The organism is Aliivibrio sifiae (assembly GCF_002954715.1).
Lineage (GTDB): Bacteria > Pseudomonadota > Gammaproteobacteria > Enterobacterales > Vibrionaceae > Aliivibrio > Aliivibrio sifiae.
Window position 1 is genome coordinate 22,189 of sequence record NZ_MSCP01000004.1, and the last position, 26,603, is coordinate 48,791.

The following is a 26,603-nucleotide window of genomic DNA, read 5'->3' on the forward strand; positions in this document are numbered from 1 at the left end:
AAATTGGTACAATTTTCTCGTATACTATCACTTTCTGAGCGGTCAAAAAATCTATGCTTAAACGTAAACAACATTCATCTCGCACTTCTGGCACAAATGGGCGCTCTGGAAGCATTCGTATTATCAGTGGACGCTGGCGTGGACGCAAACTTCCAGTACATGACGCTGAAGGATTAAGACCAACAACCGACCGAGTAAAAGAAACGGTTTTTAACTGGTTAGCGCCAGATATTCCTCGTGCTCGTTGTTTAGACCTTTTTTCAGGCAGCGGTGGCTTAGGTTTTGAAGCCGCATCTCGTGGTGCAGAAAAAGTCGTAATGCTTGAATTAAACAAGCAAGCACACTCTCAATTAAAACAAAATGCAGAGAGTTTAAAAGCTGATAATATCGAACTTCACCATATTGATGCACTTACCTTTTTAGATAAAATTGCAACACCATTTGATGTAATTTTTATTGATCCTCCATTTAGAAAAGATTTATTAGAAGCAACGCTAACAAAATTAGAAAATAATGGATGGTTAGCAGCAAATGCCATGATATATATTGAAGCAGAAAAAGAACTCAGTTCATTACCCGTTCCTGCCCATTGGCACTTACATCGAGATAAAACAGCTGGACAGGTCACGTTTAAATTATATGAAAGAGAGGAATAGATGAAAGGATTGATCATTCTAACCAAAATCGCTCTTGGATGTGTTTGGTTAATATTATTACTAAACCTATTTATGCCATTTCCAGGAAAAGGCGCAATTGCACTTTATATCCTGACTGCATTTTTATTTATGATGCATGGTTTGCAAATGCTTATCTTCATTGGTGCGTTTGGCGATAAGATATCAATGAGTCGATGGGAAAAGTGGTCGATTCTTATCTTTGGGGTGTTTGCCTTACTCGATATCAGAAAAAAACATATGATGGATAAATAATATCCTACCAAGTAATTCAATTAAGGAGCATATATTGCTCCTTTTTTACGCCACTACACTATGCTTTGCCCAGATTTCAATTAATTATCTATGTTATGATCTCGTCATATTTTTATGATGTTAATTTCGGTACTCATTTATGGAAACACTTTCTGCTGCGGTCATGCTTTTTCTGATCATGGATCCTATGGGTAACTTACCTGTTTTTACCTCTATCCTGAAGCATGTCGAAAAGAAAAGAAGACGTGTTATTTTAATTCGAGAACTTCTTATCGCCCTGGCTATCATGATGGCTTTTCTTTTTATGGGAGAGCAGATACTCAATTTTCTAAGCTTGAAAAAAGAAGCGGTTTCTATCTCGGGTGCAATTATTCTATTTTTAATTGGTTTAAAAATGATTTTCCCTCCAGAAGGAGGATTAGGAGCGAGCTTAGGTGCCGGAGATGAACCTCTAATCGTTCCTTTAGCTATCCCTATGATTGCAGGCCCTTCAATTCTAGCTACTCTGTTACTACTTGCTCACCAAGAACCAGATCGTATGGTTGATTGGAGTTTAGCATTATTAGGAGCTTGGTCTTTAACTACCGTTATTTTAATGTTCTCAGAGTTATTCCAACGCATTGTGGGAGAGAAAGGTCTTGCCGCGATAGAAAGACTGATGGGGATGTTATTACTTATGATTTCGGTACAAATGTTTTTAGATGGCATTACCAGCTACTTCACACACGCTTAACCCTCCGTTTAACAAAAAAAGGCCGCCTAAGTGCGGCCTTTTTTATATTCATATTAATGATTACACATACGTTCAGGGTTTGCAGTTAAACCCGCTTCAACTTCTACAACTTTTCTTTTCGATAACAAAAATTCAAGTAGTTCGTTTAAGCTTAAATCCTGTTGGCTGCAAGTATGAAAACATACATTACTACCAAACTCTGTTTCTATTTTCTCTTCTAACGCTAAACGAGAAAGGGGCTCAGGAGCTTCTAATAAGAGGTTTAGAACGACATGACCATGAATATCTTGCTTCATACTTTATTCTTCTTTAAAAAACGAAGTAATAGCATAACAAAACAATCACTCACCTCTTATGATCAATCTCATTCATTTCATTACCACCTATAAGCCTCAGAATAAGAGTCTCTTCCCCTTCCCATCAGTCCCAAAAGAGCAAAAGTGCAAGTAGGTAAATAATTGTTGTTTTATCAAACAGCACCACAAATGAAGATTAACAAATTAAAACACAATAAAAACAAATAGATACTGGAAATAAATATTAATTTTATAAAAAATTGTTCTTGAAATCTCATACCTAAATATAGTTTTTAGATAGAAAAAATAGCCTTATACGAGTTAATAACATAATTCATAGTAACGAAGGGACGAATATACCGTTTGTAAAAAACATAAAAACAGAAGTCGAAGGCCACAGCCAAGTTAAAGCGCAAAATAACAAGCAAACTATGTGCTTAATTATTAAACCATAAAAAAGGCATATAAATACATTAAAATCAGCGACTTAAATTCATTTAACACAAAAAACACAGAATAAACCACAATAACAACAGACAAAAACACACCTTAACCAACAATCATAGTGCTACTTTTGTCATAGAAAAGTTATTTTTTTAAGCTTTTGAGCATTGTACACTTGATCAACAACCAAAAACGATGTTATTCTATTTACCAAGCAATGATTGAAGACATTAAAGGAGCATAGTAATGATTACTTCATCGCAAAAACAAGGACTTATGATGATCGCAGTAGTTGTTGGACTAATGACTCTGCCAATGATGTACTAATATACATTCAAATAAGTTTCTATAAAAAAACGGACGCATTTGCGTCCGTTTTTTTTTTTGGTAAAAATTAAATGCTAAAATAAATTAACAATATTATCCCAATGAATCAGATAGATAGCGACAGACATCAAGGTTGAAATCAAAACAATCCCTCCAACCAACTTCCACAAAAAACGGCTTGCTCTTGGCGTTAAGATATCAATCATTTCATTACATGTCGCTTTGAAACCCGATTTATCTTCCAACCGATACCCTTCCTCATGCACTACCTTATTTCTCATAGTTGCAATAAAGCGTAACTTTCCAATCACTCCATGCGGTAAACGCTCTTCACAACTAGTGATAAGTTGATGAAGTCCTTTTCCTTCAGCGTGATAATGTGTCTTTAATAAAGATTCAATTTTTCGACTTTGCTTTACAACAAGATCAATATCAGACATATCACTCTCCTAGTCTTTTTCTTTGAATGTCTCTTTTCTACTTTATACCACTCTCGCATCTATTTCTCTTACTGATCCTTGAGATTGCTTTAAGTTTCTAGATAAAAGAATAGGAGATAATGAATGAACAGTATTCGAGCCAGATCCCAGTTCACACTTGATTTTTTTTATCACAAAACAATATCGATAAAATAATCTGAAAACCCGCACAAACTGAACAAATACTCCTTATCTATCGATAAAGAAAAGTTAGAATGATGGGCAATAAAAAATGAGAACTTTTTAACCTTATCCTTCGTTCTCAATTCATACGCACATACTCGCAAGTTTAAGGAAAATCATGCCAGTTACTTACATTATTCTTTTGCTCGTATTTATTTTGGTTGCTGCGATATTATTTCAGCGCTTTCAAACTAAATTTATTTTGGGTGATAACGCCCCTGAGATGAAGGCAGAAGTAACGATTCTAGATAAGCAAATAATAGAAATTCCTGATACACAGCCCGGAGAAGAAGACCAAGAGTTTTGGATATACGTACAAAAAGGAAAATTCGGCCCAAAAAGAGAATTTGAAATCGGCGTTCATTATTTTCATGCTCTAAATCCTGGAGATAAAGGTATAATGACCTATCAAGGGCGAAAATTTCATCACTTTGCTTTAAAGCGAGATTAACTCTAGGAAATTAACTATGACCAACGCAATGCTTTCTGCTATTCCATTAACCTCTCTTTCTGGTGTTGGAGCCAAAGTAGCAGAAAAGCTCGAAAAAATTGGGTTGGTCACTATTCAAGACTTATTGTTTCATCTTCCTCTTCGTTATGAAGACAGAACTCGCGTTTACCCAATGGCACGAGTTCATTCTGGTTTATTTGCTGCTGTTCAAGGCAAGGTAATGTCTTGTGATATGCAATTTGGCAAACGAAAAATGCTGTTAGTCAAAATCAGTGACGGCAACGGAACTATCACCTTACGGTTTTTTAATTTTAACGCTGGAATGAAAAACAGTTTTAACGAGGGTAAAGTCGTTCATGCCTATGGTGAAATTAAACGTGGCGGAAGTGGCTTAGAGATTGTTCATCCAGAATATCAATTCCATACCCCGTCTAAATCTTTAGATATAGAAGCCGCATTAACACCGGTCTATCCAACAACTGATGGTCTGCGTCAAAACACTCTGCGTAGTTTGACCGACCAAGCATTAGAATTACTCGACAAAGCCGCCGTTACCGAGCTATTACCTCAAGGCTTATATAATAACCAAATTACACTAAATCAAGCTCTGCATATTATTCATCGTCCTGACCCTTCAATTAATCTTGATGCATTTGATGAAGGGAAACACCCTGCACAACAACGTTTAATTATGGAAGAGTTACTGGCTCAGAATCTTTCAATGCTTTCAGTTCGTAGTAAAGGCCAACAAGAAAGCGCCTTACCACTGGCAACAGTAACGGACTTAAAACATAAACTATTAGCTCAATTGCCTTTTACGCCAACTGGGGCTCAACAACGTGTTGTGGCCGAGATAGAGCAAGACTTAGCAAAACCACACCCTATGATGCGTTTAGTTCAAGGTGACGTTGGTTCGGGTAAAACCTTAGTTGCTGCTTTAGCTGCCGTACAAGCACTCGAACATGGTTACCAAGTAGTCTTAATGGCACCAACCGAATTATTAGCAGAGCAACACGCAGTCAATTTTGGTAATTGGTTTGAAAGCATGGGTATTCCAGTGGGCTGGTTAGCAGGAAAGCTAACAGGCAAAGCAAAAGAAAAAGAATTAGATCGCATTGCCAGTGGCGAAGCAAAAATGATAGTGGGTACTCACGCACTTTTTCAACAACACGTTGAGTTTCATCACCTTGCTTTAGTGATTATTGATGAACAACATCGCTTTGGGGTTGATCAACGCTTAGAGCTACGAGAGAAAGGTGAGAAAGATGGTGCTTACCCACATCAATTAATCATGACAGCAACCCCTATTCCGAGAACGTTAGCAATGACGGCGTATGCGGATCTAGAAACCTCCGTAATTGATGAGCTTCCTCCTGGGCGAACACCAATTCAAACTATCGCACTGCCTGACACAAGACGTGATGAAATCGTCAATAAAGTCAGAAATGCCTGTGTGAATGATGGACGACAAGCATACTGGGTTTGTACTCTAATCGATGATTCAGAGGTTCTTGAGGCACAAGCGGCTTCAGATACTGCTGACGCATTACGCTTACAACTGCCTGAACTGAATATTGGTTTAGTTCATGGCCGAATGAAATCAAAAGAAAAACAACAAATCATGCAAGAGTTTAAAGAAGGAAGGCTTCATTTGTTAGTAGCCACTACGGTTATTGAAGTGGGCGTTGACGTACCAAATTCTAGTTTAATGATCATAGAGAATCCTGAACGTTTAGGTTTAGCACAATTACACCAATTACGTGGTCGAGTGGGCCGAGGCTCTGTCGCTAGTCACTGTGTTCTTCTTTATCATTCACCGCTATCAAAGACAGCACAAAAGCGTTTAAGTGTACTGCGAGAAAGTAATGATGGTTTTGTGATTGCTCAACGAGATTTAGAGATTCGAGGGCCAGGAGAGCTATTAGGAACAAAACAAACTGGATTAGCTGATTTTAAAATTGCAGATTTAGTACGAGACCAACATTTAATTCCAGAAGTGCAACGTATTGCTCGTCACTTACACGATAATTACCCTAGTAATGCTAAAGCCATTATTTTACGTTGGTTAGGGGAACGAGATATTTACTCCAATGCGTAAAAGAGAATTACCTAAACAGCAGATACAAAAAAGGTGAGTAGCTACTCACCTTTTTTTAATACATTAATTGGTACCACTCTTAGTAGTAAGAATGCTCACCACGGTCATGCTCAGTTAAGTCTTTAACCGCTGTTAGTTCGCCTTCAAATTGAACAAGTAGTTCTTTTTCAATGCCTTCTTTTAAAGTCACATCTACCATAGAACAACCATTACAACCACCACCAAACTGAACAATCGCAATGCCAGCTTCAGTGATTTCCATCAAGCTAACGTGACCACCGTGACCAGCAAGTTGTGGGTTAACTTGAGTTTGAATTGCGTATTCAACACGCTCAAACAAAGGTGCATCATCATTTACTTTACGCATTTTTGCGTTTGGTGCTTTCAATGTTAATTGAGAACCCATTTTGTCAGTAACGTAATCGATGTCAGCATCTTCAAGGAAAGGTAGGCTTAACTCATCAACATATGCTGATAATTTTTCAAATTTCAGTTCAGTGTCATTTGCTTCGATTGCTTCTGGTGGGCAATAAGAAACGCCACACTCTGCGTTTTGCGTACCTGGATTAACCACGAATACACGGATGTTTGTCCCTTCTGGCTGTTGCGCTAGAAGTTTTGCAAAATGCTCTTGGGCACTTTCAGTAATATTGATTGAAGACACAAGTAATACCCGACTAAATTAGTATGATTAAGGATTGTACTCTGAAAAAGGATTATTTTCGAGTAGCTCCCTCAAATTATAGCAATCTTAATAATCTATTTATCAAGATTTGATCAAATCATCTACATGTTAAGATTTTATTCCACGGCAAATTTTCATCACCTAACACAATAAAGTTCGGATTCTCTAATGATTCCCTTTCATTGTAGGAAAGCGGTTCAAGTTCTGTAGATAATATACGACCACCCGCTTCTTGCACTATACATTGCGTTGCCGCGGTATCCCATTCCCCCGTAGGGCCTAAACGTAAATAGCAATCTACTGCGCCTTCAGCTACAAGACACGCTTTTAATGCCGCTGAACCTAAAGGCACTAAATCATAATTCCATTCAGGACTCATACAACGCGTAATATTGTTTATGTCTTGGCGACGACTAATCGCAATTGCGATTGGTTGTTTTTCTTCATGCTTTAAGGTGCTAATACGAATACTTTCATCCATATCTGGAATCTTCCATGCGCCTTTGCCTTCATAAGCATAATACGTCACACCAGAAACAGGACCGTAAACCACTCCCATAACTGGGCGGTTATTTTCAACCAGAGCAATTATTGTTGCAAAATCACCACTGCGAGCGATAAATTCTTGTGTACCATCTAACGGATCAACCAACCAATAACGATCCCATTTTTCTCGCTGCTCTAACGCAATATCAGCATCTTCTTCTGACAAGATAGGAATATCAGGAGTTAGTTGAGACAATTTTTCCATTATTAATTTATGAGCAGCTAAGTCTGCACTAGTAACTGGCGTATCATCCGATTTAGTAAACTCTTCAAAATCGCCTTTCTCATAAATATCAAGAATCAACTGACCTGACGCTCGTGCAATATTGATCACCTCAGGAAGCAGGTGAGAAAGTGTAGAATCCATCAATATCACTCCTTTACTAAAAATTGTTGAGCAAGCAATAGCGCACTAATGCTTCTCGCTTCTGAAAAATCAAGATGATGCAATAACTCTGACGCTTGTGTTAAAGGCCAACGAACAATATCTAACGGCTCAGGTTCATCACCCTCAAGCTGTTCAGGATATAAATCTTGAGCGACAAATAACGTCATCTTACTTGAGAAATATGACGGTGCTAACACCAACTCTTTTAGTGGTGTTAATGTTTCAGCACCAAAGCCTATTTCTTCTTTCAATTCTCGATTTGCGGCTTCTAAAGGCGTTTCACCTGGATCAATTAATCCTTTAGGAAAACCTAACTCGTAGCTTTCTGTGCCCACTGCATATTCTCGAACTAATAACAGGTCACCTTGCTCGGTCACAGGAACCATCATCACGGCGTGACGTCCACTCGGCTTCATTCTTTCGTAGGTACGTTCAACCCCATTAGAAAAGCGTAAATCTACCGATTCAATACAAAACAACTTTGACTGTGCTTCAACGCGTTTATCTAAAATTGTCGGCAATTGTTTTTTAGCCATTGTATTTCCTTACAGACGTCCTGAATAAGTTACTTTATATTGCACTTTTGAATCCGGATTGCCTAGCCATTTAAGCTGACTTCTTAAGCTTGAAGGGAAGCTCTCCTCAGGTTTGAACCATCCATTCACTTGATAAGAGCGATTTGAATTCAATACCACATTAAACTGACTTGCTACATCTTCTGATGATTGCTTACTGATCAAGGTGACTTTGTTATCTACACAAGTCACCTCTGCTATTGCCGTTTTAGGGTCAATATTACCCAGTGGAGAGATAATTTTCCCGCCAGACCAAACCACTTCTCCACTTGCCTGCTTACACCATGGTTTGCCTTGTTGGAAAAACTTAATACTGATCTCTGCTTGGCCCTGTAAAGAAACAGGCAATGCCATTGGTAATCGATTCATTACATTAGAGACAGGAAAAGAAACTACCATGTTCTCAGCATAAGCTCCCATTGAAACACTGTAGCCAACAACGCCTTTACCACGTAATTCTAGTTCACTACCGCGCCCAAAGCGCACAGAAAATACAGCATGTCCTTTTAGAATAGCAAATGGATCAATCTGCCACTGAACTTGACCATAATTAACTCTTTGCCAAGAAAGAGAATCCACCTGTCCTTTCCACGGTGTTCCTGATAATCCCGTTAACGATAGACCTCTTACTTTTGGAGCTTGCTCCACTACCCATTGGATAGGAATGTGTAATAAGGCACTAAAAGTAAAAAACGTTGAGAATACCGTCGCGATCAATAATTTAAATTTCATGATGCCTCTCGACTTAATTGCAGACGGTTTACTTCCACCACACCTTCAGTATCGGTTTTATTTAAATCTAAAAACTGAACATTGATACCTTGAGAATCTCGCAAATACGCTAACCAATTAACCAAAGTATTAAACGGAAGTGGTTTAACCCATACTTGCATTTGCTCACCACGAGGTTGCATACGGATCAATTCAATCTTAAATTGACGAGTACTACTTGGTATAACCTGATTCATTGGGTGAATTGCAGTTGGAGAGCTTGATGACGCCCCTCCTCTTAATGTCACAATCGTATCGGCTTTCTTTTGTACCCACGTTAATAAGCTTCTCTCACTATTAATTCGGTTTTGAGCAATTTCAGCACGATCATTTAACGGCTTAATTCCACCCCAATATAATGCAGCAATCACTAACGCTATACTGCCACCACCAACCAAAACTCGTTCACGTGGTGAGATACTTTGCCACCAGGTCATTAAGGCTTTCATTATTTTCTCCTAATAATAATCGCACCAAACACTTGGCCTTGATTTTTATTTAATTGACCTTGTTCAACGTCAAACTTGGTATTTAACTCTGACGTTAATTGCTCAAAATATGGGAAATCTGATGCGCTTGCTTGTAGTCGTAATTCATCACGTTTTCCATCAAACTTTAAACTCTGTAACTTCACTTGAGGTACTTTTATTAAATATGGCGTCAACTCCGACATCCACGCTAATAAATCATCTCCACCAGAACCCCCTTGCAAACGTGATTCTTCATTTTTCATTTGAGATTTCAAATAGCTCATGGTTGGGATCTTACGTTTCCCTGGGAACACATCCCTAAAAATACGTTCGCTTTCAGCACGTAGTGCAAGACTATGTTGCTCCAATTTTTGTACTTCTGAAACGTGTTGAGCAACAAAGGCCACCATAACCAAGCCAAACGCTAAAATTACTTTTTGCCAAATTCGCCAGTGCTTTCGCCATGACGATTGAGGACGATATTTACCGCTAAGTAGATTTACTCTCGATGTTAAAGCGCCTTTTGCAAGCAGTTGCATAATCAACTCTGGCGTCTCTTGAACATGCTTTGTATTTTCAATTTCAACCGAACAAGGTGAGTAACTATGAAGTGCATAACATGGTGCATCATCAACTTCATCACTTTCTTCTTGTTCTTCTTTCTCTTCTTGAACAACAATACCATCAGCGGTTTGAACTGCATGTTTAACCAAACCATCTAATAGCATTGGTAGCCACTCAGGTTCAGCAATAGCACCTTGATATTCACCATAACGTAATAACCATTGTTGATTCAGCTCAACCATCGCTACGCCATCTTGATGAGAAGGTAATGACAAAACATCAGGAATGAATCGTTTAGTCTGAATTCCAGCATCCGTTAGTAGAGCTACCCATCTTTCCATTTTTTGATGTTCAACAACCGCAACCTGCGCTGTCTTGCTATCTTTTTTCAAAATCACAATATGTAAGTCATCTACATCTTGTGCTAAGTCATCTTCAATAATAAAAGGCAGCATAGAAGGAAACTGTCGAGCTGCTCCTTCTGGAATAGAGACTTCACGTAATAAAATATCGCTACTTGGTAACAACACCGACACACTGCGTTGAACACTGTATTGAGTTAATGACTCTATGGTTTCAGAAGAACTTAACTCTCCTGATACAATCACTTCTTTATTTTCTGGTGACCAGACTATCCATTGAATGGGATCTGATGACTGACTATTCAGCCTTATTATCAGATGTTCGCTCATTCATTCCTCCATATTGGCGACGGATAACGTTCACCACTTTTTTATCACTGCTATGCAATAAAGAACGCACACGTACGCGCGAATCTTCTACTAATACTTGAGCATCTAACTCAAAAAACTGACTATCTACTGATAAATAGGCTTTTGCTTCTTTCTTTGTTTTTTCATCAACTTGGCTGATCGCAGATTCTGCTAAAAAGTCATCAACGCTTGCCCATCCATCAAAAGGACGATTTTCTAAGACTTCTTGCGCATCACTATCACTTAAACTCGGTGAGAATAACGCCACCAATATTTTTGCTTGTTCTGGTTGTATTGTGTTTACATTCAAATACCAATTCGCACTTGGTATTGCACATACAAAAGGAGACACGGCATTAAACACCTCTGCTGTCACCCCATTAATGGCTCGTAGTTCACTAATGTCTCCAATCCAACCATTTGGCGCTAAATACGCAGGTTTAAATGATTGATAAGTGCTGTCTTCAACTCCTGTTGCGGAACGGACAACATCGTCTTCATCCATGAATTCCCAACTAGAATCAGCAATCACTTCCGCTAAATAATTTTCAACCTCAACCGACTCTAATAAATTAATCCAAACTTTGACTAAAAATGGACGCTGAGAAGGATCGGTTTGGGGCTCTATATTACTTAGGGCGTTTAAATTGAAACAAGCTTGCTTATCCCTCACGCTACCTAGCGCTTCACCATAATCAAGCGGATAAGCGGTTTCTTCTGTTGCCCACATTTGACTAAGATTGATGGTGTCGCCATCTTTGTATGCCTCTTCTATTCCAGCTTTTGCTAACGCTTCAACACCAATAGAGTACCAATAAGCTTGCTGATGATTTATTTGGTTTTCAGCACGGTGAAACTGAATAAATAAACGCTCTGACATTTGAGCCGCAATTGTCACCATAATAGCCAACAATAATAAGACGACGATTAATGCGACGCCTTTCTGTTTTCTCTGCGTTTTAGTGTGTATTGTCATTACCCACCACTCTTAGTGTCATCATAATTCTGACCACTTTAATCCAGTTTATAGCCAGAGGTAAGATAAATTCGTTCGACGTCTCCATAATCTTTAAATGTCACAATCACTTTAATGGCTTTTGGTAATTGATCTTTTATTTCCCATTTCTTCTGCCATTTCTTGCCATCATAAAATTCAAATTTCAGTTCATCAATGCCATCAATTAATGGCGTTACTACTGGTTTCTGACCTACCGGAGTATCAGGGTAGCGCCACCATAGTCGTTCAAGTTTATTCTCAACAACTCGATAACCCACCTTAGTAATTTCACCACGAGGGAAAGCCTGTTGAGGGTTTTTCCACCCTAAACGCACAAATAAAATGCCTTGAGATTCTGAATCCAATAAATACTCACCGGCCAAAAGTAATTTCCCGTCGGCCTTTTCCCCATTAATTCTGAATTGGCGAGCAACTATTTGTCGAAAATCATTATCTAAAAAAACCAAGCTTCGTTGTAAGGCTTTAATTCGATTGCTTTTTTCCAATGATTGTTCATTACTACGCTGAACTTGATTTACCACTTGGTAGGCTGAAAAGCTTAACGTGGCAAACACAGAGATTGCTACCATCACTTCAATAAGGGTAAAACCGCGCGACTTTTTACACGTTGAATTACGGCGCAACATAGGTTCTTACCGTTAATAATGATGATTTTTGATCTTTGGTTGTTGCAACAGACACATCGACCGACTTTAAAATATCAGAGGTCGTCTTTACTGGGGCAATAGTCCAATACCATGTTTGACCTGCCAATTCTGTTTCCCCTTTTTTTACCGAGGTTGGCGGTTTATCTAGCATCATTAATGCCATTTGATTATCAACCACCATAGAGGCGAATGTTTTTTCTTCTAAATAACTTAACGTATTAATATGTTGAGTCACAGAACGAAGTACACTCAATGCCGCCGTAGCAAAGATAGCTAGAGCAACTAAAACCTCAAGAAGAGTCATGCCTTTATTTAATACTCGACGATTTGATGAAAAGTTACTCATCAATCTCTTCTCCAGGCTTAATTAAGGTGACCAATCCCGATTCATCTACGTTAATTGTCCATGTTTTATCATCTAAATTACCGCGCTCATTACTCGGTAAAAAACGAACAATAAATGAGGTCATTTCTCCACTTGATAACACCATCACTTGAGGAGGTTTCGGTTTTTTCTTTTCTTCAACATCCGCGAACATTTCTTCATCAAACAAAGAACCCGGTTCAAATAAACGATCATCATCAGCCCATGCAGAGCCTCCAAGTTCCATTTCAAATCGAGTATCGTCTTCCATCTTCACTTCGGTAAAAAAGCGGCTTTTCTCAAGAGGCTGCCAGCCATCTACTGTTAGGGTCATAAAGCGATATTCTTGTCGCTCTTGATTAAAATAGATGCCGTAATCCATCCCGTTGAGTAAAGCATCTTCATTAAGAAGTTGCACTAATTGATAAAAACGTGAGGCTTGCTCTTCAAGTTGGTCTTCACTACTTTCAGGTAAACTCATGATAACCGCCATCGAACTTACCGACAGCAGCACCAATACCAACATAATTTCGATTAGGGTAAACCCAACCTCACGTTTTATTTTCATCATTGCTCTTATCTAACTATAAAGCTTATGACTTATTGAAAGTCTTGCATGTTCCAGTTGCCAATATCTGCATTTGCACCTTCTCCGCCTTCTTGACCATCAGCCCCTAGAGAGAAGATATCAATTGTGCCATTATCGCCTGGGCTTAAGTACTGGTATTCATTGCCCCATGGATCATTGGGTAGACGACGAATGTAGCCGTCAGCACGGTAATTACGAGGCTCCGGTGTTGCTGATGGTTTAGATACTAACGCTTCTAACCCTTGATCTGTTGATGGGTACACGCTGTTATCTAGCTTGTACATATCTAATGAGTTTTCTAGTGCCACGATATCAGTGATCGCTTTTTGTTGATCGGCCTTCTCTTTGTTACCCAGTAAGTTTGGAACAACTAAGCTCGCTAACACACCAAGAATAACGATAACAACCATGACTTCTAAAAGAGTAAAGCCGCCTTGTTTACGTTGAGCTGAATTGACTTGCATGGAATAACTCCTAACGTTAAAAATTCATATATAAATAAAAAGAAAAATAGATAGCAGTGAATGCTACCCAACCAAATTGTTTAATTCGATAATTGGCATCAAGGTCGCAACAACAATGAAGAGTACAATCCCTGCCATGAAGACAATAAGCAAAGGTTCAAAAATACCTAATGCCATATTCACTAATGATTCAAAATCACGATCTTGATTATCTGCCGAACGCGTTAGCATTTGTTCTAATTCACCACTTTGCTCACCACTGGCAATCATATGCAGCATCATTGGTGGAAACAATTTGGTTTGCTCAAGAGAGATGCGTAAGCTTGCCCCTTCCCGAACATTATCGGCAGCTTCTAATACTTGTTGCTTAAAATATTTATTACTCATTACGTCTGCGGCGACTTTCATGCCATCCAGTAATGGGATCGCACTTGAAGTACAGATAGATAATGTTCGAGCAAAACGAGAGGTATTTAAACCACGAACCACCTTACCAATAACAGGAAGTCGTAAAATCTTCTTATCCCACGCTAAGCGTAAATGTGGCTTAGTGAGTAACCACTTCACCCCAACAATCACCAGCACAACAGCAACAACAACCAACAGTCCCCAGTGAACAACAAAATTACTGGCAGCCAGTAATATTTCAGTCACAGTAGGTAGCCCTTGCCCCATTTGCACAAACTGATCGACAATTTTCGGTACCACAGTAGCAAGCAAAAAGGAGATAACCGCTATCGCAATCAAAGTCAGCATAATTGGATAAATCATCGCTTGCTGTAATTTACTGCGCATCTTCTGACGATTCTCCGCATAATCCGCTAAGCGATTTAATACCGTATCCAAATGACCAGACTTTTCACCCGCTGCGACCATTGAGCAAAACAAATCATCAAACACATGAGGATATTCACCAAAACTTTCGGCTAATGGATACCCTTCAATCACTTTTGATCGAACGCCCATCATCATGCTACGAATGTGTGCTTTTTCGCCTTGTTCTGCGACGGCTTTTAGACACTCTTCGAGTGGCATACCCGCTTGAACTAAAGTCGCAAGTTGGCGTGTAATTAACGATAAATCATTAACGCTAATACCACGTTTAAAACTTAATCCTTGAGATGCACTTTTCTGCTGCTTTGATTTAGTTTCAATAACCTCAACAGGAATAAGGCCTTGTTCTTTTAAACGTTGACGAACTTGGCGACCGTTATCACCTTCCATTACGCCTTTTTTCTGTTTGCCATTTTTTTCGAGGGCTTTGTATTCAAATGCTGCCATTTACCCTTCCCGAGTGACTCGCATCACCTCTTCTAGCGTAGTAATGCCTTGTTGAACTTTTAATAGCCCATCTTGCTGAATACCACGAGTATTCTTACGAACTTCTTTTTCAATCTCTTGTTCGCCCGCTTCTTTATGGATCAATTCTTGTACTTTTTCACTCACCACCAATAATTCATGAATACCGGTACGGCCACGGTAGCCTTTACCATTACAGTGCTCACAACCCGCAGGCTTATATAGCACTAGATCATCTGATGGTAATAAAGAAAAGAGCTTTTTCTGTTCGTCATCAGCTTGATAAGACGTTTTACATTCCTTACATAACGTGCGAACCAAACGTTGAGCAAGAACACCCAATAAAGATGAAGAAATTAAGAAAGGCTCGATTCCCATATCACGAAGGCGAGTTATCGCACCAACAGCGGTGTTGGTGTGAAGTGTCGACATAACTAAGTGACCGGTTAATGAAGCTTGAACGGCAATTTCGGCGGTCTCTAAATCTCGAATTTCACCTATCATCACCACATCTGGATCTTGACGAAGAATGGCACGTAATCCACGAGCAAACGTCATGTCTACTTTTGGATTGACTTGAGTTTGTCCAATACCATCGATATCAAATTCGATTGGGTCTTCTACCGTTAAGATATTAGATTGAGTACTGTCTAATTCTCCTAATCCTGCATACAAGGTTGTTGATTTACCTGATCCCGTAGGACCAGTAACCAAAATAATACCGTGAGGTCGTTTAATAATATGTTGGAAGTTTTGATGGTTTGTCTCTTCCATTCCTAAACTGTTCAAATCTAGACGTGTTGCGTTCTTATCTAATAAACGCATTACTACACGTTCACCATGAGAAGAAGGCATGGTTGATACACGAACATCGACCGCCCGCCCGCCAATACGTAATGAAATACGGCCATCTTGAGGAACACGTTTTTCGGCAATATCTAATTTCGCCATTACTTTTACACGCGATACTAATAATGGCGCTAATTTACGGCTTGGGCTAAGAACATCACGTAACACACCATCAACTCGGAAGCGGATCGACAAGACTTTTTCAAACGTTTCAATATGAATGTCTGATGCCCCTTCTTTGATCGCTTCACCTAACATGGCATTGATCAATTTAATGATTGGCGCATCATCTTCTGATTCTAATAAATCGTCATTGTCTGGTAACTCTTCAGCTAATGAGAAGAAATCACCATTATCAGCCCCAATGTCTTCCATCAATTGCTGCGCTTCTGATGAGTTACGTTGATAAACTTGCGTTACTTTGGTATCAAATTCATCCTTAGTTAATTGAATTAATGAAAAACTCGCTTTGCATACTCGGCGGATCTCACACAATACGATTGGCGAAGGGGTTACTGCATAATACAGAACCCACCCTTCAGAACTTGCTTCAATAACAACGGAATGCCTTTTTGCAAATGAAAAAGGCAAACGTAAAACGGCAGTAGGATCAGGAAATAGCATATCCGCCATTATTTATCCTTATTCTCATCATCAAGCTGATCAAAGAAAGCTTGGATCTCTGCTGGGTGTTGCACATCAGAACCAAACTTAGGCAAGATTGGAATATTGGCATCATCCATTAACTTCAAGCCTTTCTCTGCGTTATACAATTGCTCTGCACGAATATAGTTATATTTACGTTGAGTAATGCCATCAGCAGTCATACCATCGCGAATGATGGTTGGCTTGATAAATACCATTAGGTTCTTCTTCTCTACCTGAGTACTGGTTGATTTAAATAAATAACCCAAAATAGGAATATCACCCAAGAAAGGCACTTTTGATTCACTTTCTAATGCTCTCTCATCAATCAAACCACCTAGCACCAGCATTTGGCCATCTTGTACCATTACTGAGGTATTTAGCTGACGTTTAGCAAAACGTACATCCACTGCACCATTAGCGCCCAATACGTTCGATACTTCTTGTTCGATATCTAAACGAACAGAATCACCTTCATTGATTTGTGGAACAACTTTAAGTTTGATACCCACTTCTTTACGATCAACGGTTTGGAATGGGTTTTCATTATTTGAACCCGATGTAGAACCAGTTAATACCGGAACTTCTTCACCCACAATGAACGAGGCTTCGCCATTATCCATCACCGTAATACTTGGAGAAGACAAAATATTTGAGTTTGAATCAGTAGATACTGCAGTAATCAACGCAGCCCAATCCCCCATCATGACACTAACCGCCGCACCTTGAACGCCGCCAAGCGCAGAGGCTAATGCGTCATAGCTGCCTTTTTCAGTCGTCGTTTCATTACGTAAAAACTTATTATTTTCATCATAAACAGCGGTTGTGGTGGTTGTGTCTTTAGCTTCTTCTAAACCAACCATAGTGGCACCAATTGATGCACCCGTATTGCTGTATTGGATCATCGCCCCAGTTTCTAAGTTACCCCATTGAACACCAAGATTAATGCCATCGCCTTCAGCAAGCTCAACGATTAACGCTTCAATCAATACTTGAGCACGACGAATATCTAGCTGCGCAATAACATCCTTCACCGCACGCATTACATCAGGCGGCGCAGTAATCACTAAGGCATTAGTATCGGCATGAGCAGAGATCATTACGTCACTACGATTATTTGAACTTCCTTTTTGGGAGCCACCTTTACCTGCGGTTAAATTATCAGAAACCCCTTTTAATACATCAACCAAATCTTCTGCTTTGGCGTAACGTAAATAGACAACTTGGTTATTACCCTTTGTTGCCATTTCAACATCAAGTTGCTTAATGAGCTTTTTAAGGCGATTACGTACTTTAGGGTCACCCGAAATAAGGATCGAGTTTGTCCGCTCATCAGCAACCAATTTAGGTTGTAAAAACGCAGGTGTGTTTTTGGCATCTGTCGTTTTATTTAACGCATCAACAATTCTTACCATTTCAGCGGCTGAGGCATTTTTTAAATCAACCACTTCAACTTCTTTATCACCCGCTTGGTCAACACGCTCAATAATTTCAGCCAGACGATTAACAACCGCAGCACGACCAGTAATCATGATGATATTGGCAGGGTCATAATGAACAACATTACCCGCGCCTGCATTATCATTAAGTTGACGTAACAAAGGAGAGAGTTCACGAACCGACACATTGCGAACCGCAATAACACGCGTGATTACCGCGTCTCCGGTTATTTTGTCTTTTGCACCAAGAACAGGGACCGCCGATGTTTTTGCGTCTTTATCTTTAATGACTTTTAAAATGCCATTGTCCATTTCAACAACCGCATAGCCATACACTTCTAACACACTTAGGAAGAACTGATAATATTGCTCTTCGTTTAAAAGATCGTAACTACGAACATCTACTTTTCCTCGTACCGACGGATCAACAATAATGGTCTTTTCTAGATTTCGACCAACAATGTTGATGAACTCTTGAATATCTGTTCCTTTAAAACTGGCACTAAAGTCATTTGCGATAGCCGATGTCCACATCATGCTACCCGCAAGTAATAAGGCTCCCTTGCCCATCCACTTTTTCACAATACACCCTTATTCATTTTTCCATCTACCAGTTATAAACCGATAAAGATGTCATGTAGTTGTCCGTCACGTTGAACGGTTAAATTAAGCTCTGTCATTTCTGACATATTTTTCCACAATGCACTCATTGCAGCAGGATCTGTTAAATCAATCCCATTTAAACTTGTTGCGATATCACCCGGCTTCAGGCCCACCGAATCAAATAATTTTCTGTCTTTACCTGGGTTAACTCGGTAGCCTTCAATTTTCCCATTATTACTCACTTGAGAAAGGCGAATATATTTCAAAATTGATTGAGGATTTTTCGCCATCTCTTGACGAATGATGTCTAATTCATCTTGATCTGAATTCTGACGATTATTCCCTAACACCGTACCTGAGCTTCCTGTACGATTTTGTTCTACCGAAATTTTGGTGTACTCAACCCCCTCAAGCATTAATGTTTCATCACGACCATTATTTGAAATAATAATACGATCAGCACTAATGGCTTTTACCGTAGCTCTTGTCCCATCGATGGTTTCATCAATACCGTACGTATTTTGTTTTCCTCGATTCGCTATAACCGCCAAGCTCAACTTTGGATTAGAACTCGCTACCACGCCAGATAAAGTCAGATTCAATTTAGTTTTAGGTGCGTCTTTTACTTCAACAACCTTTGGCTGCTCTACTTGTTTTTCAGCATTAAACTGCCCAAACACTTGGCCGTTTAATAAACCAGATAAAGAATCATCATTACTTTTCTTTGATGAAACATTAATCGCGACCGCTTTCGGTGCCCATTGAGAAACCGATGTCTGTGGCGCTAATATTGACCAAAAAAGAGAACCACAGATCCACGCAAAACAAGCGACCAAAACAACCGTTAAGCCTTTTGAAATTGCAGATTGATATATTGACCAATATTGAGAAATTTTTTCGATTTTCATATTAGCTATCATGTAGGTACTGATCTTCCTTTTCTGTCTCACAGAGCAATTAAATATCTGATGTGTTTATGAATTATAAAATAACACAGCATAATTTCCGCAAATGATGCCGATTTCTTAAATTCCTCGCAGCCATGTCACGTAATTTAAGCAGATAACCTTGTATTAGAGCATTATTTCTCATTAATGACTCTAGTTGCTTATCAATTTTGATTAATTCCCCTCAAAAGATTGAAAAAAATTTTACTGACACCATCTTAATAGGCAGAGATAAGACATTAGGAACCCATGATGAGTTCAAAATCCAATACTAGCGATGGTATCAGGCTCGACAAATGGCTCTGGGCAGCTCGTTTTTACAAGACCCGCTCTATTGCTCGTAATATGGTTGATGGCGGGAAAGTTCATTATAATGGACAACGAGCTAAACCAAGTAAATTAGTTGAAGTTGGTGCAGAAATAAAACTTCGCCAAGGCAACAACGAAGAAATCGTTGTGATCATCGAGATCCTATCCGATCAACGCCGTGGCGCACCTGTAGCACAAACTCTTTACAAAGAAACACAAAACAGCATTGAGCACCGTGAAGAAAATGCGAAATTACGCAAACTCAATTCACTTGGTAGCCCGCACCCAGATAAACGTCCTGATAAGAAACAGCGACGTGATATTATGAAATTTAAACAGCAATAGACTCGTCTTTCTGTTTCATTGCTTATTTATACCGGTTGTCTTCGCTATACTATAAGTAACGACAACCCCTCTAATACAATTGCTGGAGTATTTCATGGCAAATAACACATTGCATCGCTACCTATTTGAAGATTTATCTGTTCGTGGTGAATTGGTTCAATTAGACGATGCTTACCAACAAATTATTTCTAGCAAGGAATACCCAAAAGCAGTACAAAATCTATTGGGTGAGCTATTAGTTGCAACAACATTATTAACGGCAACATTAAAATTTGAAGGATCTATTACTCTTCAACTTCAAGGCGACGGTCCTGTTTCTCTTGCAGTAATTAATGGTGATAACGATCAGAAAGTGCGTGGTGTTGCTCGTTTTGACGGCGATATCGCTGACGACGCTACTTTGCATCAATTAATGGGTAAAGGTTACCTAGTTATCACGATCTCGCCAAAAGATGGTGAACGTTACCAAGGTGTTGTTGCGCTTGATGGGAAAGATCTAGCGGCTTGTTTTGAAGGTTACTTTGAGCGTTCAGAGCAACTTAAAACACGTTTATGGCTTCGTCTTGGTGAATTTGAAGGCAAACCTCATGCAGCAGGTATGCTTCTTCAAGTAATGCCAGACGGCACAGGTTCTGCTGATGACTTCGAACACTTAGAACAACTGACTGATACGATCAAAAACGAAGAACTATTTGGCCTAGAAGCGGAAGACGTTCTGTACCGTTTATACAACCAAGATAAAGTGCAACTTTTTGAACCTCAAGCTGTTGAGTTCTTCTGTGGCTGTTCTCGTGAACGCAGTGCAGGTGCAATTGTTACGATCGCACGAGCTGAAGTAGATGACATCGTCAAAACTGAAGGCAAGGTATCTCTTCATTGTGACTACTGTGGCACAAGCTACGACTTTGACAGCATTGATGTTGCCAACATATTCGAAGAAGCAACAAAAGGTAATGACACCGTTCATTAATTTACAGCATAGAATAAGTTGTAGAAATGTTACAAAAGCTAACCATTAAGTTGGCTTTTTTTATAACTAAATTTGATATAAACCACGTTTTTAATTCCACTTATCCACACTTAATTTTGCTTAAATAATAATCAATTACATCTAGCGCAATCGATTTCTTTAAGAGTAGAATAGGGCTATTGCTATTTTGTGATGCTGATTAAATAACCACTACTACTTTATGGTTAATTTATGATTTATCTCCCTGTTTTCAATTTACCGCATTGATAGCATGTTTAGCAGACAATAAATAATTACAAAATATTTAAAATATTAAAATCCCTACAAAATTCCTTTAAGGAGCACCTATGACTGTTATGGAACACAAAAAGGCTGCACAACTTGATCTTACTCAACATGGTCTAACTGGCGTTACTGACGTTCTTCGTAACCCAAGCTATGATCAATTGTTTGAAGAAGAAACTCGTCCAGACCTAGAAGGTTATGAGCGCGGTGTAATGACTGAGCTTGGCTCAGTTGCGGTAGATACTGGTATTTTTACTGGTCGTTCGCCAAAAGATAAATACATCGTAAAAGATGATACGACTAAAGATACTCTTTGGTGGTCTGATCAAGGTAAAAACGACAATAAAGCCATCACACCTGCAATTTGGGATGATCTAAAAGCCTTAGTCACAGAGCAACTCTCTGGCAAACGTCTGTTTGTTATTGATGGCTACTGTGGTGCAAACCCTGACACTCGTTTAAGTGTGCGTGTTATTACCGAAGTAGCGTGGCAAGCACACTTCGTGAAAAACATGTTTATCCGCCCTACAGACGCAGAGCTAGAAAGCTTTGAACCTGACTTTGTCGTAATGAACGGCGCAAAAGTCACTAACCCTAATTACGAAGCACAAGGTCTAAACTCTGAAAACTTTGTTGCCTTCAACCTAACAGAACGTGTTCAAATTATCGGTGGTACTTGGTACGGCGGTGAAATGAAGAAAGGCATGTTCGCAATGATGAACTACCTTCTTCCACTGAAAGGCATTGCCTCTATGCACTGTTCTGCCAATGTTGGTGAAGAAGGCGATGTCGCAGTATTCTTTGGTTTATCAGGTACAGGTAAAACAACGCTTTCAACTGACCCTAAACGCCAATTGATTGGTGATGATGAACATGGCTGGGATGATGACGGTATCTTCAACTTTGAAGGTGGCTGTTACGCGAAAACAATTCGTCTATCTAAAGAAGCAGAACCAGATATCTATAATGCAATCCGCCGTGATGCGCTACTAGAAAACGTAACGGTTCGTAGCGATGGCACAATTGACTTTGATGATGGTTCAAAAACAGAAAATACTCGTGTTTCGTACCCTATTTATCATATCGATAATATTGTTAAGCCAGTTTCTAAAGCAGGCCATGCAAATAAAGTTATTTTCTTAACGGCTGATGCATTTGGTGTTCTACCTCCTGTTGCAAAATTGACTCCAGAGCAAACTAAATACCACTTCTTATCTGGTTTTACAGCTAAGTTAGCAGGTACAGAGCGTGGTATTACAGAACCAACACCAACCTTCTCAGCAGCATTTGGCGCCGCGTTTTTAACGCTACACCCAACTCAATACGCAGAAGTATTAGTTAAACGTATGGAAGCGGTTGGCGCAGAAGCATATATCGTTAATACAGGTTGGAACGGTACGGGTAAACGTATTTCTATCCAAGACACTCGTGCGATCATTGATGCAATCTTAGATGGTTCAATTGACCACGCTGAAACGAAAAACATTCCAGTGTTTAACTTTGAAGTTCCGACATCATTACCTGGTGTTGATACTTCAATTCTTGATCCTCGTGATACTTATACTGACCCACTACAATGGGACAGCAAAGCAGAAGATCTCGCACAACGCTTCATCAAAAACTTTGCTCAATACACAGATAACGATGAAGGTAAGGCGCTTGTAAAAGCAGGCCCTCAACTTGACTAACCCAAGTTAATACCTCGATAAATTCAAGCCCTTCGGTAACGAAGGGCTTTTTTTATTCCTTTGATTCCCATCTTGCTTTCAAAACAGTGATTACCTTTGAGTAAAACATTACAATAACTTGATTGAATCTCACTTTTAATCCACTCTTTCTATTCTTATTTCTTTCTGGAGTTAACAATGTATACCACGCTGAAAAGCCTTGGTTGGTTTATCACTTTCTGCCTACTACTTGTGGTCGCATTTTTATCCCTTTTGCATACTCCTTATGCGCAACCATTATTAAACCCACTAGTTGAAAAATTATCTGATCACAAAATCTCTTTTGGTGAGCTTCATTATTCAATTCAAGATCCTCTCCATCTGACGCTGTCAGAAGTCACTATCCGAACAGAAAATGAATTAGTCATACAACATGTCGATTTTTGGCTTTCTCAACACCCTATACAACAAAATAAATTGGCATTTGATAGCATCAAAATTGATGGTTTAAGTTTACAGAATGGACTGCCAAAGACAGAAAATCTCGATTGGATTTCTATTGCTCAGTTGAGTGTTTCTAATTTAGATTTTGCCAATGATGATTTGGTGATTCGTGATGCACAAGCTCAGCTCACCAACTGGTCTGTAGAAAAAGAAAAAACATTGCCATTTGAAGGTAATTTTCAATTTTCAACTCAGCAATTATATTGGCAAGGCGAAGCGCTTGATGACGTATTGATCGATGGCTACTACAGCGAAGATTACACAGCATTACATGGTATATCGCTCACTTGGCGTGATAGTACTATCACCGCTCAAGCTGAACTCAAAGAGAATAAATTATGGGTAATCCCTCAGTTCACCCTACGAAAATTTAATTTAGAATCTGACAATGCCGACATTATTGGTAAGCCATTAGCATGGCTTTCTCAGCAATATTTTACTTACCAATTTGAACGAATTGATCTTTTAGATATTAATATTGAGCTTCCTCAATTCTCAGTAAACAATTTAAGTTTATCTGCTGAGAACGTATTGCTGCCTTATCATTTATGGCAACAAAGTAATGCTAATATTTCTTTTAATGCCGATAGTTTAATATGGAATGAGCACATCATTGAAAAGCCTATTTTCAACCTAATGTTAAATGGTAAAGAAGCCAATATCTCAACGCTTTCTTTTGATATTTTTGATGGAAATGTTCAACTTGAAGGTAAAATATCCCCTACCGAAATTAACTTAAAATCATTGACGTTAAGTCAAATAAAATGGTTACTTAGCGAAAGAGAAGTGTCCATTATTCAAAAATATATTAAACAACTTGAGCAAGTTAAAATAGCGGAGCTGGACGTTAATAACATTCAACTGATTCAACTTGATAATCAACACCCTTATCAAGTTTCAGGAGTTAATGCAGAAGGTCACGATCTCGATTTATTGCGCTATTATCAATGGGGGTTATGGGATGGGAAATTATCTCTTAGTGCTTCTAACGCCAGCTTTAATTACCTATTAACTCAACAACTATTAATAGAAATGAACGCTGAAAATGGATTATGGACAATCGAGCGAGCACTTTTCCCTTTAGCTGAAGGACTTGTTGGATTAAATGGCAGTATTTATTTAACTCAAGATAGCCAACCCTGGCAATTAGAGGCTTATGGCGATGGCTTACCAATCAGTTACCTAACCACTTTTTTCCCAAATACTATACCTCTAGAAGGCGTTGCTGAATTTAACTTAAATGCGAATGGTCTTGCTGCTAATAGAGACAGTTTTAATTACAGCTTTAATGGTGAGTTAAATATTATTCCAAGAGAGATGACAACCACCAAAACAGCGAAAGAACTGTGGCAATTTAAACTAGGATTAACACCAGATGATGAAGGCCAAAATACATCACCTGAGAACAAAAATAAGGATAAAAAAACCTTTCCGACACATTACCCAATACAGGTGGAGCCAATTAAAATAGTGGCAAACCGAGGGCGTATTTCAATTACGCCAATAACCATTATCGGTGATGGGTTTAATTACAATATTGAAGGTGATTACGACTTAGTTAATCCAGAAAACGCTCAAACTGTTACTTCTATTACTCAAGAGTGCCATCAGTTAGTGCAAAAGTTATTTTCTAAAGAAATTCAAATTATCAATTACTGTCAATAATAATTAAAATTGAAAGAACAAAAAAGCCTCATCAAACATTCGTGCTGATGGGGCTTTTTGGTATTAATTAGTGTGGTTTTATTTAGCAAGGATCGCTTGATACCATGTCTCAGCTTCTTGGTATGTTTTTTCTACCGTCTTTGGAGAAAAACCAAGTAAGCGACTTGTCTTATCAAGTTGCTCCCAATCACCAGACTTAATGCTTTCATACAACTCTAACATTGACCCTAATAAGCCAACTCGAAGTAATATCGCTTGCTCAATTTCATCAGTTAATGACAGTTGTTCCAATACATCGTCTAATTTACGATCAAGTAAAGCATCAAGCAGTGAAAACAAACCAACAATAAATGCTTGTTGTCCTGGCGTTCCATTCTGGCAACGGCAGATCATTAATTCACAGAAACGGCCTTTCACTAACGACTGCTTATACAATTCTTTAGGTTTATTAATTGCAGCGTGCGCAGTTGCAACCAAAGTAACAAACATTTTTATCTGCTCTTCACCTAAATACACTAACGCTTGTTTAAATGACGAAATTGGCTTTTCAAGTCTTACCGAAGCGGTATTTACAAATTTCAGAAGCTGATACGACAATGATACATCTTGAGCAATTAACTGTTCAACCCGAGTAAAGTTTACATCTTCACGACATACTTCTTGAAACAGTTGCATCGTTAATACTTCTTCCGGTTTCACAACTCGGTTTTTAATAATTTGTGGCTTACTAAAAAAATAGCCTTGGTAAAAATGAAAACCAACTTGGAATGCTTGCTCAAACTCTTCATAAGTTTCTACGCGTTCAGCAAGATAATGACGTTTGCAGCCTTGTTGCTTTTTCTTTTTCACATAATCACATGCGACATCAATGCCTAACTGCATAATGTCTAGTTTAACAATGTGTGAATAGGGTAAAAATCTATCCCATTCAGCATCCAAACTAAAATCATCTAAAGCAATAATATACCCCATTCGATGAAGGTGCTTAATTGCACTAAAAAGTTCATCATTAGGGATACAAGTTTCTAATACTTCAACAACTATTTTACGCTTAGGAAAGGCAGTAGGGACAAGAGAAATTAAAGACTCTTGAGGAAAGTTTATAAAGCTACGAGGAGATTCTAATGCAGGATTACTACCCGCCGACATAAAGTTTTCAACTAATAATCGGCACGTGGCCTGATTCGCTTCCATATCTGGAAACGCATTAGTCTCACCATCACGAAAAAGTAACTCATACCCTATCGTCTGTTTTTTTCGATTAAGTATCGGTTGTCGGGCAACGTATGCATACATAACTTGAAAACGGTATCCTGTGAAAATATATAGGTATGATAAATAA

General features: G+C 38.9%; 27 protein-coding genes. 9 read left to right on the forward strand and 18 right to left on the reverse strand.

What is annotated here, in order from left to right:
• Positions 1-53: 53 nt before the first annotated feature.
• From rsmD to BTO23_RS20285, 3 genes are all read left to right on the forward strand, one after another.
• Positions 54-656 carry a 16S rRNA (guanine(966)-N(2))-methyltransferase RsmD gene (gene rsmD, locus BTO23_RS20275; RefSeq protein WP_105064413.1) on the forward strand — a complete coding sequence of 201 codons (603 nt, stop codon included), beginning with the start codon at positions 54-56 and terminating at the stop codon, positions 654-656.
• Complete coding sequence (locus BTO23_RS20280; RefSeq protein ID WP_045103140.1) at positions 657-929, forward strand: DUF1145 domain-containing protein; 273 nt, start codon at positions 657-659, stop codon at positions 927-929.
• A 139-nt stretch (positions 930-1,068) separates the two neighbouring features.
• Positions 1,069-1,662 carry a YhgN family NAAT transporter gene (locus tag BTO23_RS20285; RefSeq protein ID WP_060993996.1) on the forward strand — a complete coding sequence of 198 codons (594 nt, stop codon included), beginning with the start codon at positions 1,069-1,071 and terminating at the stop codon, positions 1,660-1,662.
• A 53-nt stretch (positions 1,663-1,715) separates the two neighbouring features.
• Here the strand turns inward: BTO23_RS20285 and BTO23_RS20290 are convergent, their stop codons facing one another.
• Positions 1,716-1,958, reverse strand: a complete 243-nt coding sequence (locus BTO23_RS20290) for a YecH family metal-binding protein (RefSeq protein WP_060993997.1) — start codon at positions 1,956-1,958, stop codon at positions 1,716-1,718.
• An 845-nt stretch (positions 1,959-2,803) separates the two neighbouring features.
• A complete protein-coding gene (locus BTO23_RS20300) occupies positions 2,804-3,169 on the reverse strand; it encodes a hypothetical protein (protein ID WP_060993998.1) in 366 nt (121 codons plus the stop codon).
• A 340-nt stretch (positions 3,170-3,509) separates the two neighbouring features.
• Between BTO23_RS20300 and BTO23_RS20305 the strand changes: the two genes are divergently transcribed.
• Positions 3,510-3,842, forward strand: coding sequence for a DUF2500 domain-containing protein (locus BTO23_RS20305; protein WP_060993999.1), 333 nt, complete (start codon positions 3,510-3,512; stop codon positions 3,840-3,842).
• A gap of 16 nt (positions 3,843-3,858) precedes the next feature.
• Complete coding sequence (recG, locus tag BTO23_RS20310) at positions 3,859-5,940, forward strand: ATP-dependent DNA helicase RecG (RefSeq protein ID WP_060994000.1); 2,082 nt, start codon at positions 3,859-3,861, stop codon at positions 5,938-5,940.
• A 79-nt stretch (positions 5,941-6,019) separates the two neighbouring features.
• Here recG and nfuA read toward each other — a convergent pair whose 3' ends face one another.
• From nfuA to gspC, 15 genes are all read right to left on the reverse strand, one after another.
• Positions 6,020-6,604 carry a Fe-S biogenesis protein NfuA gene (gene nfuA, locus BTO23_RS20315; protein WP_045103146.1) on the reverse strand — a complete coding sequence of 195 codons (585 nt, stop codon included), beginning with the start codon at positions 6,602-6,604 and terminating at the stop codon, positions 6,020-6,022.
• Between the two features lie 118 nt (positions 6,605-6,722).
• Positions 6,723-7,538, reverse strand: a complete 816-nt coding sequence (cysQ, locus tag BTO23_RS20320; protein ID WP_061005463.1) for a 3'(2'),5'-bisphosphate nucleotidase CysQ — start codon at positions 7,536-7,538, stop codon at positions 6,723-6,725.
• A gap of 5 nt (positions 7,539-7,543) precedes the next feature.
• Positions 7,544-8,095: an ADP compounds hydrolase NudE gene (gene nudE, locus BTO23_RS20325; RefSeq protein ID WP_105064414.1), complete on the reverse strand. Its 552-nt coding sequence runs from the start codon at positions 8,093-8,095 to the stop codon at positions 7,544-7,546.
• Positions 8,096-8,104: 9 nt separating this feature from the next.
• Positions 8,105-8,866 (reverse strand): type II secretion system protein N, encoded by a 762-nt coding sequence (locus BTO23_RS20330; protein ID WP_105064415.1) that lies wholly within the window; start codon positions 8,864-8,866, stop codon positions 8,105-8,107.
• Entirely contained in the window at positions 8,863-9,354 is a 492-nt protein-coding gene (locus tag BTO23_RS20335; protein ID WP_105064416.1) for a type II secretion system protein M, read from the reverse strand. Before BTO23_RS20335 ends, BTO23_RS20330 begins: the two co-directional genes overlap by 4 nt.
• The gene (gene gspL, locus BTO23_RS20340; protein WP_105064417.1) at positions 9,354-10,631 is read right to left on the reverse strand and encodes a type II secretion system protein GspL; all 1,278 of its coding nucleotides are present in this window, start codon (positions 10,629-10,631) and stop codon (positions 9,354-9,356) included. Before gspL ends, BTO23_RS20335 begins: the two co-directional genes overlap by 1 nt.
• Positions 10,600-11,628 carry a type II secretion system minor pseudopilin GspK gene (gene gspK / locus BTO23_RS20345; protein ID WP_105064418.1) on the reverse strand — a complete coding sequence of 343 codons (1,029 nt, stop codon included), beginning with the start codon at positions 11,626-11,628 and terminating at the stop codon, positions 10,600-10,602. The genes gspL and gspK overlap by 32 nt, the downstream gene beginning before the upstream one ends.
• Before the next feature lie 38 nt (positions 11,629-11,666).
• Positions 11,667-12,296, reverse strand: a complete 630-nt coding sequence (gspJ, locus tag BTO23_RS20350) for a type II secretion system minor pseudopilin GspJ (RefSeq protein ID WP_105064419.1) — start codon at positions 12,294-12,296, stop codon at positions 11,667-11,669.
• Positions 12,283-12,663 carry a type II secretion system minor pseudopilin GspI gene (gene gspI / locus BTO23_RS20355; protein WP_060994007.1) on the reverse strand — a complete coding sequence of 127 codons (381 nt, stop codon included), beginning with the start codon at positions 12,661-12,663 and terminating at the stop codon, positions 12,283-12,285. The genes gspJ and gspI overlap by 14 nt, the downstream gene beginning before the upstream one ends.
• A complete protein-coding gene (gene gspH, locus BTO23_RS20360) occupies positions 12,656-13,249 on the reverse strand; it encodes a type II secretion system minor pseudopilin GspH (protein ID WP_061030522.1) in 594 nt (197 codons plus the stop codon). Before gspH ends, gspI begins: the two co-directional genes overlap by 8 nt.
• A gap of 32 nt (positions 13,250-13,281) precedes the next feature.
• Positions 13,282-13,734: a type II secretion system major pseudopilin GspG gene (gspG, locus tag BTO23_RS20365; protein WP_045103155.1), complete on the reverse strand. Its 453-nt coding sequence runs from the start codon at positions 13,732-13,734 to the stop codon at positions 13,282-13,284.
• A 63-nt stretch (positions 13,735-13,797) separates the two neighbouring features.
• Positions 13,798-15,015 (reverse strand): type II secretion system inner membrane protein GspF, encoded by a 1,218-nt coding sequence (gspF, locus tag BTO23_RS20370; protein ID WP_060994009.1) that lies wholly within the window; start codon positions 15,013-15,015, stop codon positions 13,798-13,800.
• Positions 15,016-16,515 (reverse strand): type II secretion system ATPase GspE, encoded by a 1,500-nt coding sequence (gene gspE / locus BTO23_RS20375; protein WP_105064420.1) that lies wholly within the window; start codon positions 16,513-16,515, stop codon positions 15,016-15,018.
• Complete coding sequence (gspD, locus tag BTO23_RS20380) at positions 16,515-18,548, reverse strand: type II secretion system secretin GspD (RefSeq protein ID WP_060994011.1); 2,034 nt, start codon at positions 18,546-18,548, stop codon at positions 16,515-16,517. Before gspD ends, gspE begins: the two co-directional genes overlap by 1 nt.
• A gap of 32 nt (positions 18,549-18,580) precedes the next feature.
• Positions 18,581-19,489, reverse strand: coding sequence for a type II secretion system protein GspC (gene gspC / locus BTO23_RS20385; RefSeq protein WP_105064422.1), 909 nt, complete (start codon positions 19,487-19,489; stop codon positions 18,581-18,583).
• 279 nt (positions 19,490-19,768) lie between these two features.
• On the opposite strand from gspC, the gene hslR reads away from it, so the two are divergent.
• The 4 genes from hslR to BTO23_RS20405 all read left to right on the forward strand — a co-directional run bounded on the left by hslR (position 19,769) and on the right by BTO23_RS20405 (position 25,261).
• Positions 19,769-20,170, forward strand: coding sequence for a ribosome-associated heat shock protein Hsp15 (gene hslR, locus BTO23_RS20390; RefSeq protein WP_060994013.1), 402 nt, complete (start codon positions 19,769-19,771; stop codon positions 20,168-20,170).
• Positions 20,171-20,264: 94 nt separating this feature from the next.
• Complete coding sequence (gene hslO, locus BTO23_RS20395) at positions 20,265-21,140, forward strand: Hsp33 family molecular chaperone HslO (protein ID WP_061005478.1); 876 nt, start codon at positions 20,265-20,267, stop codon at positions 21,138-21,140.
• A gap of 347 nt (positions 21,141-21,487) precedes the next feature.
• Positions 21,488-23,113, forward strand: a complete 1,626-nt coding sequence (gene pckA, locus BTO23_RS20400; RefSeq protein WP_061013914.1) for a phosphoenolpyruvate carboxykinase (ATP) — start codon at positions 21,488-21,490, stop codon at positions 23,111-23,113.
• 177 nt (positions 23,114-23,290) lie between these two features.
• The gene (locus BTO23_RS20405; protein WP_105064423.1) at positions 23,291-25,261 is read left to right on the forward strand and encodes an AsmA family protein; all 1,971 of its coding nucleotides are present in this window, start codon (positions 23,291-23,293) and stop codon (positions 25,259-25,261) included.
• 78 nt (positions 25,262-25,339) lie between these two features.
• Here the strand turns inward: BTO23_RS20405 and BTO23_RS20410 are convergent, their stop codons facing one another.
• On the reverse strand, positions 25,340-26,557 hold the full coding sequence (locus BTO23_RS20410) for an EAL and HDOD domain-containing protein (RefSeq protein WP_105064424.1): 1,218 nt from the start codon (positions 26,555-26,557) through the stop codon (positions 25,340-25,342).
• Between the last annotated feature and the right edge of the window lie 46 nt (positions 26,558-26,603).

Bases quoted from the DNA above. Each gene is read 5' to 3' on its own strand.
- gspI (WP_060994007.1), bottom strand. From the start codon at position 12,663: ATGAGTAACTTTTCATCAAATCGTCGAGTATTAAATAAAGGCATGACT.
- BTO23_RS20290 (WP_060993997.1), bottom strand. From the start codon at position 1,958: ATGAAGCAAGATATTCATGGTCATGTCGTTCTAAACCTCTTATTAGAA.
- nudE (WP_105064414.1), bottom strand. From the start codon at position 8,095: ATGGCTAAAAAACAATTGCCGACAATTTTAGATAAACGCGTTGAAGCA.
- gspF (WP_060994009.1), bottom strand. From the start codon at position 15,015: ATGGCAGCATTTGAATACAAAGCCCTCGAAAAAAATGGCAAACAGAAA.
- BTO23_RS20305 (WP_060993999.1), top strand. From the start codon at position 3,510: ATGCCAGTTACTTACATTATTCTTTTGCTCGTATTTATTTTGGTTGCT.
- rsmD (WP_105064413.1), top strand. From the start codon at position 54: ATGCTTAAACGTAAACAACATTCATCTCGCACTTCTGGCACAAATGGG.
- BTO23_RS20410 (WP_105064424.1), bottom strand. From the start codon at position 26,557: ATGTATGCATACGTTGCCCGACAACCGATACTTAATCGAAAAAAACAG.
- recG (WP_060994000.1), top strand. From the start codon at position 3,859: ATGACCAACGCAATGCTTTCTGCTATTCCATTAACCTCTCTTTCTGGT.
- BTO23_RS20280 (WP_045103140.1), top strand. From the start codon at position 657: ATGAAAGGATTGATCATTCTAACCAAAATCGCTCTTGGATGTGTTTGG.
- pckA (WP_061013914.1), top strand. From the start codon at position 21,488: ATGACTGTTATGGAACACAAAAAGGCTGCACAACTTGATCTTACTCAA.
- BTO23_RS20405 (WP_105064423.1), top strand. From the start codon at position 23,291: ATGTATACCACGCTGAAAAGCCTTGGTTGGTTTATCACTTTCTGCCTA.
- gspC (WP_105064422.1), bottom strand. From the start codon at position 19,489: ATGATAGCTAATATGAAAATCGAAAAAATTTCTCAATATTGGTCAATA.
- hslR (WP_060994013.1), top strand. From the start codon at position 19,769: ATGAGTTCAAAATCCAATACTAGCGATGGTATCAGGCTCGACAAATGG.
- BTO23_RS20285 (WP_060993996.1), top strand. From the start codon at position 1,069: ATGGAAACACTTTCTGCTGCGGTCATGCTTTTTCTGATCATGGATCCT.
- BTO23_RS20300 (WP_060993998.1), bottom strand. From the start codon at position 3,169: ATGTCTGATATTGATCTTGTTGTAAAGCAAAGTCGAAAAATTGAATCT.
- hslO (WP_061005478.1), top strand. From the start codon at position 20,265: ATGGCAAATAACACATTGCATCGCTACCTATTTGAAGATTTATCTGTT.
- BTO23_RS20335 (WP_105064416.1), bottom strand. From the start codon at position 9,354: ATGAAAGCCTTAATGACCTGGTGGCAAAGTATCTCACCACGTGAACGA.
- gspK (WP_105064418.1), bottom strand. From the start codon at position 11,628: ATGACAATACACACTAAAACGCAGAGAAAACAGAAAGGCGTCGCATTA.
- gspG (WP_045103155.1), bottom strand. From the start codon at position 13,734: ATGCAAGTCAATTCAGCTCAACGTAAACAAGGCGGCTTTACTCTTTTA.
- gspL (WP_105064417.1), bottom strand. From the start codon at position 10,631: ATGAGCGAACATCTGATAATAAGGCTGAATAGTCAGTCATCAGATCCC.
- cysQ (WP_061005463.1), bottom strand. From the start codon at position 7,538: ATGGATTCTACACTTTCTCACCTGCTTCCTGAGGTGATCAATATTGCA.
- gspH (WP_061030522.1), bottom strand. From the start codon at position 13,249: ATGAAAATAAAACGTGAGGTTGGGTTTACCCTAATCGAAATTATGTTG.
- BTO23_RS20330 (WP_105064415.1), bottom strand. From the start codon at position 8,866: ATGAAATTTAAATTATTGATCGCGACGGTATTCTCAACGTTTTTTACT.
- gspJ (WP_105064419.1), bottom strand. From the start codon at position 12,296: ATGTTGCGCCGTAATTCAACGTGTAAAAAGTCGCGCGGTTTTACCCTT.
- gspE (WP_105064420.1), bottom strand. From the start codon at position 16,515: ATGGCGGATATGCTATTTCCTGATCCTACTGCCGTTTTACGTTTGCCT.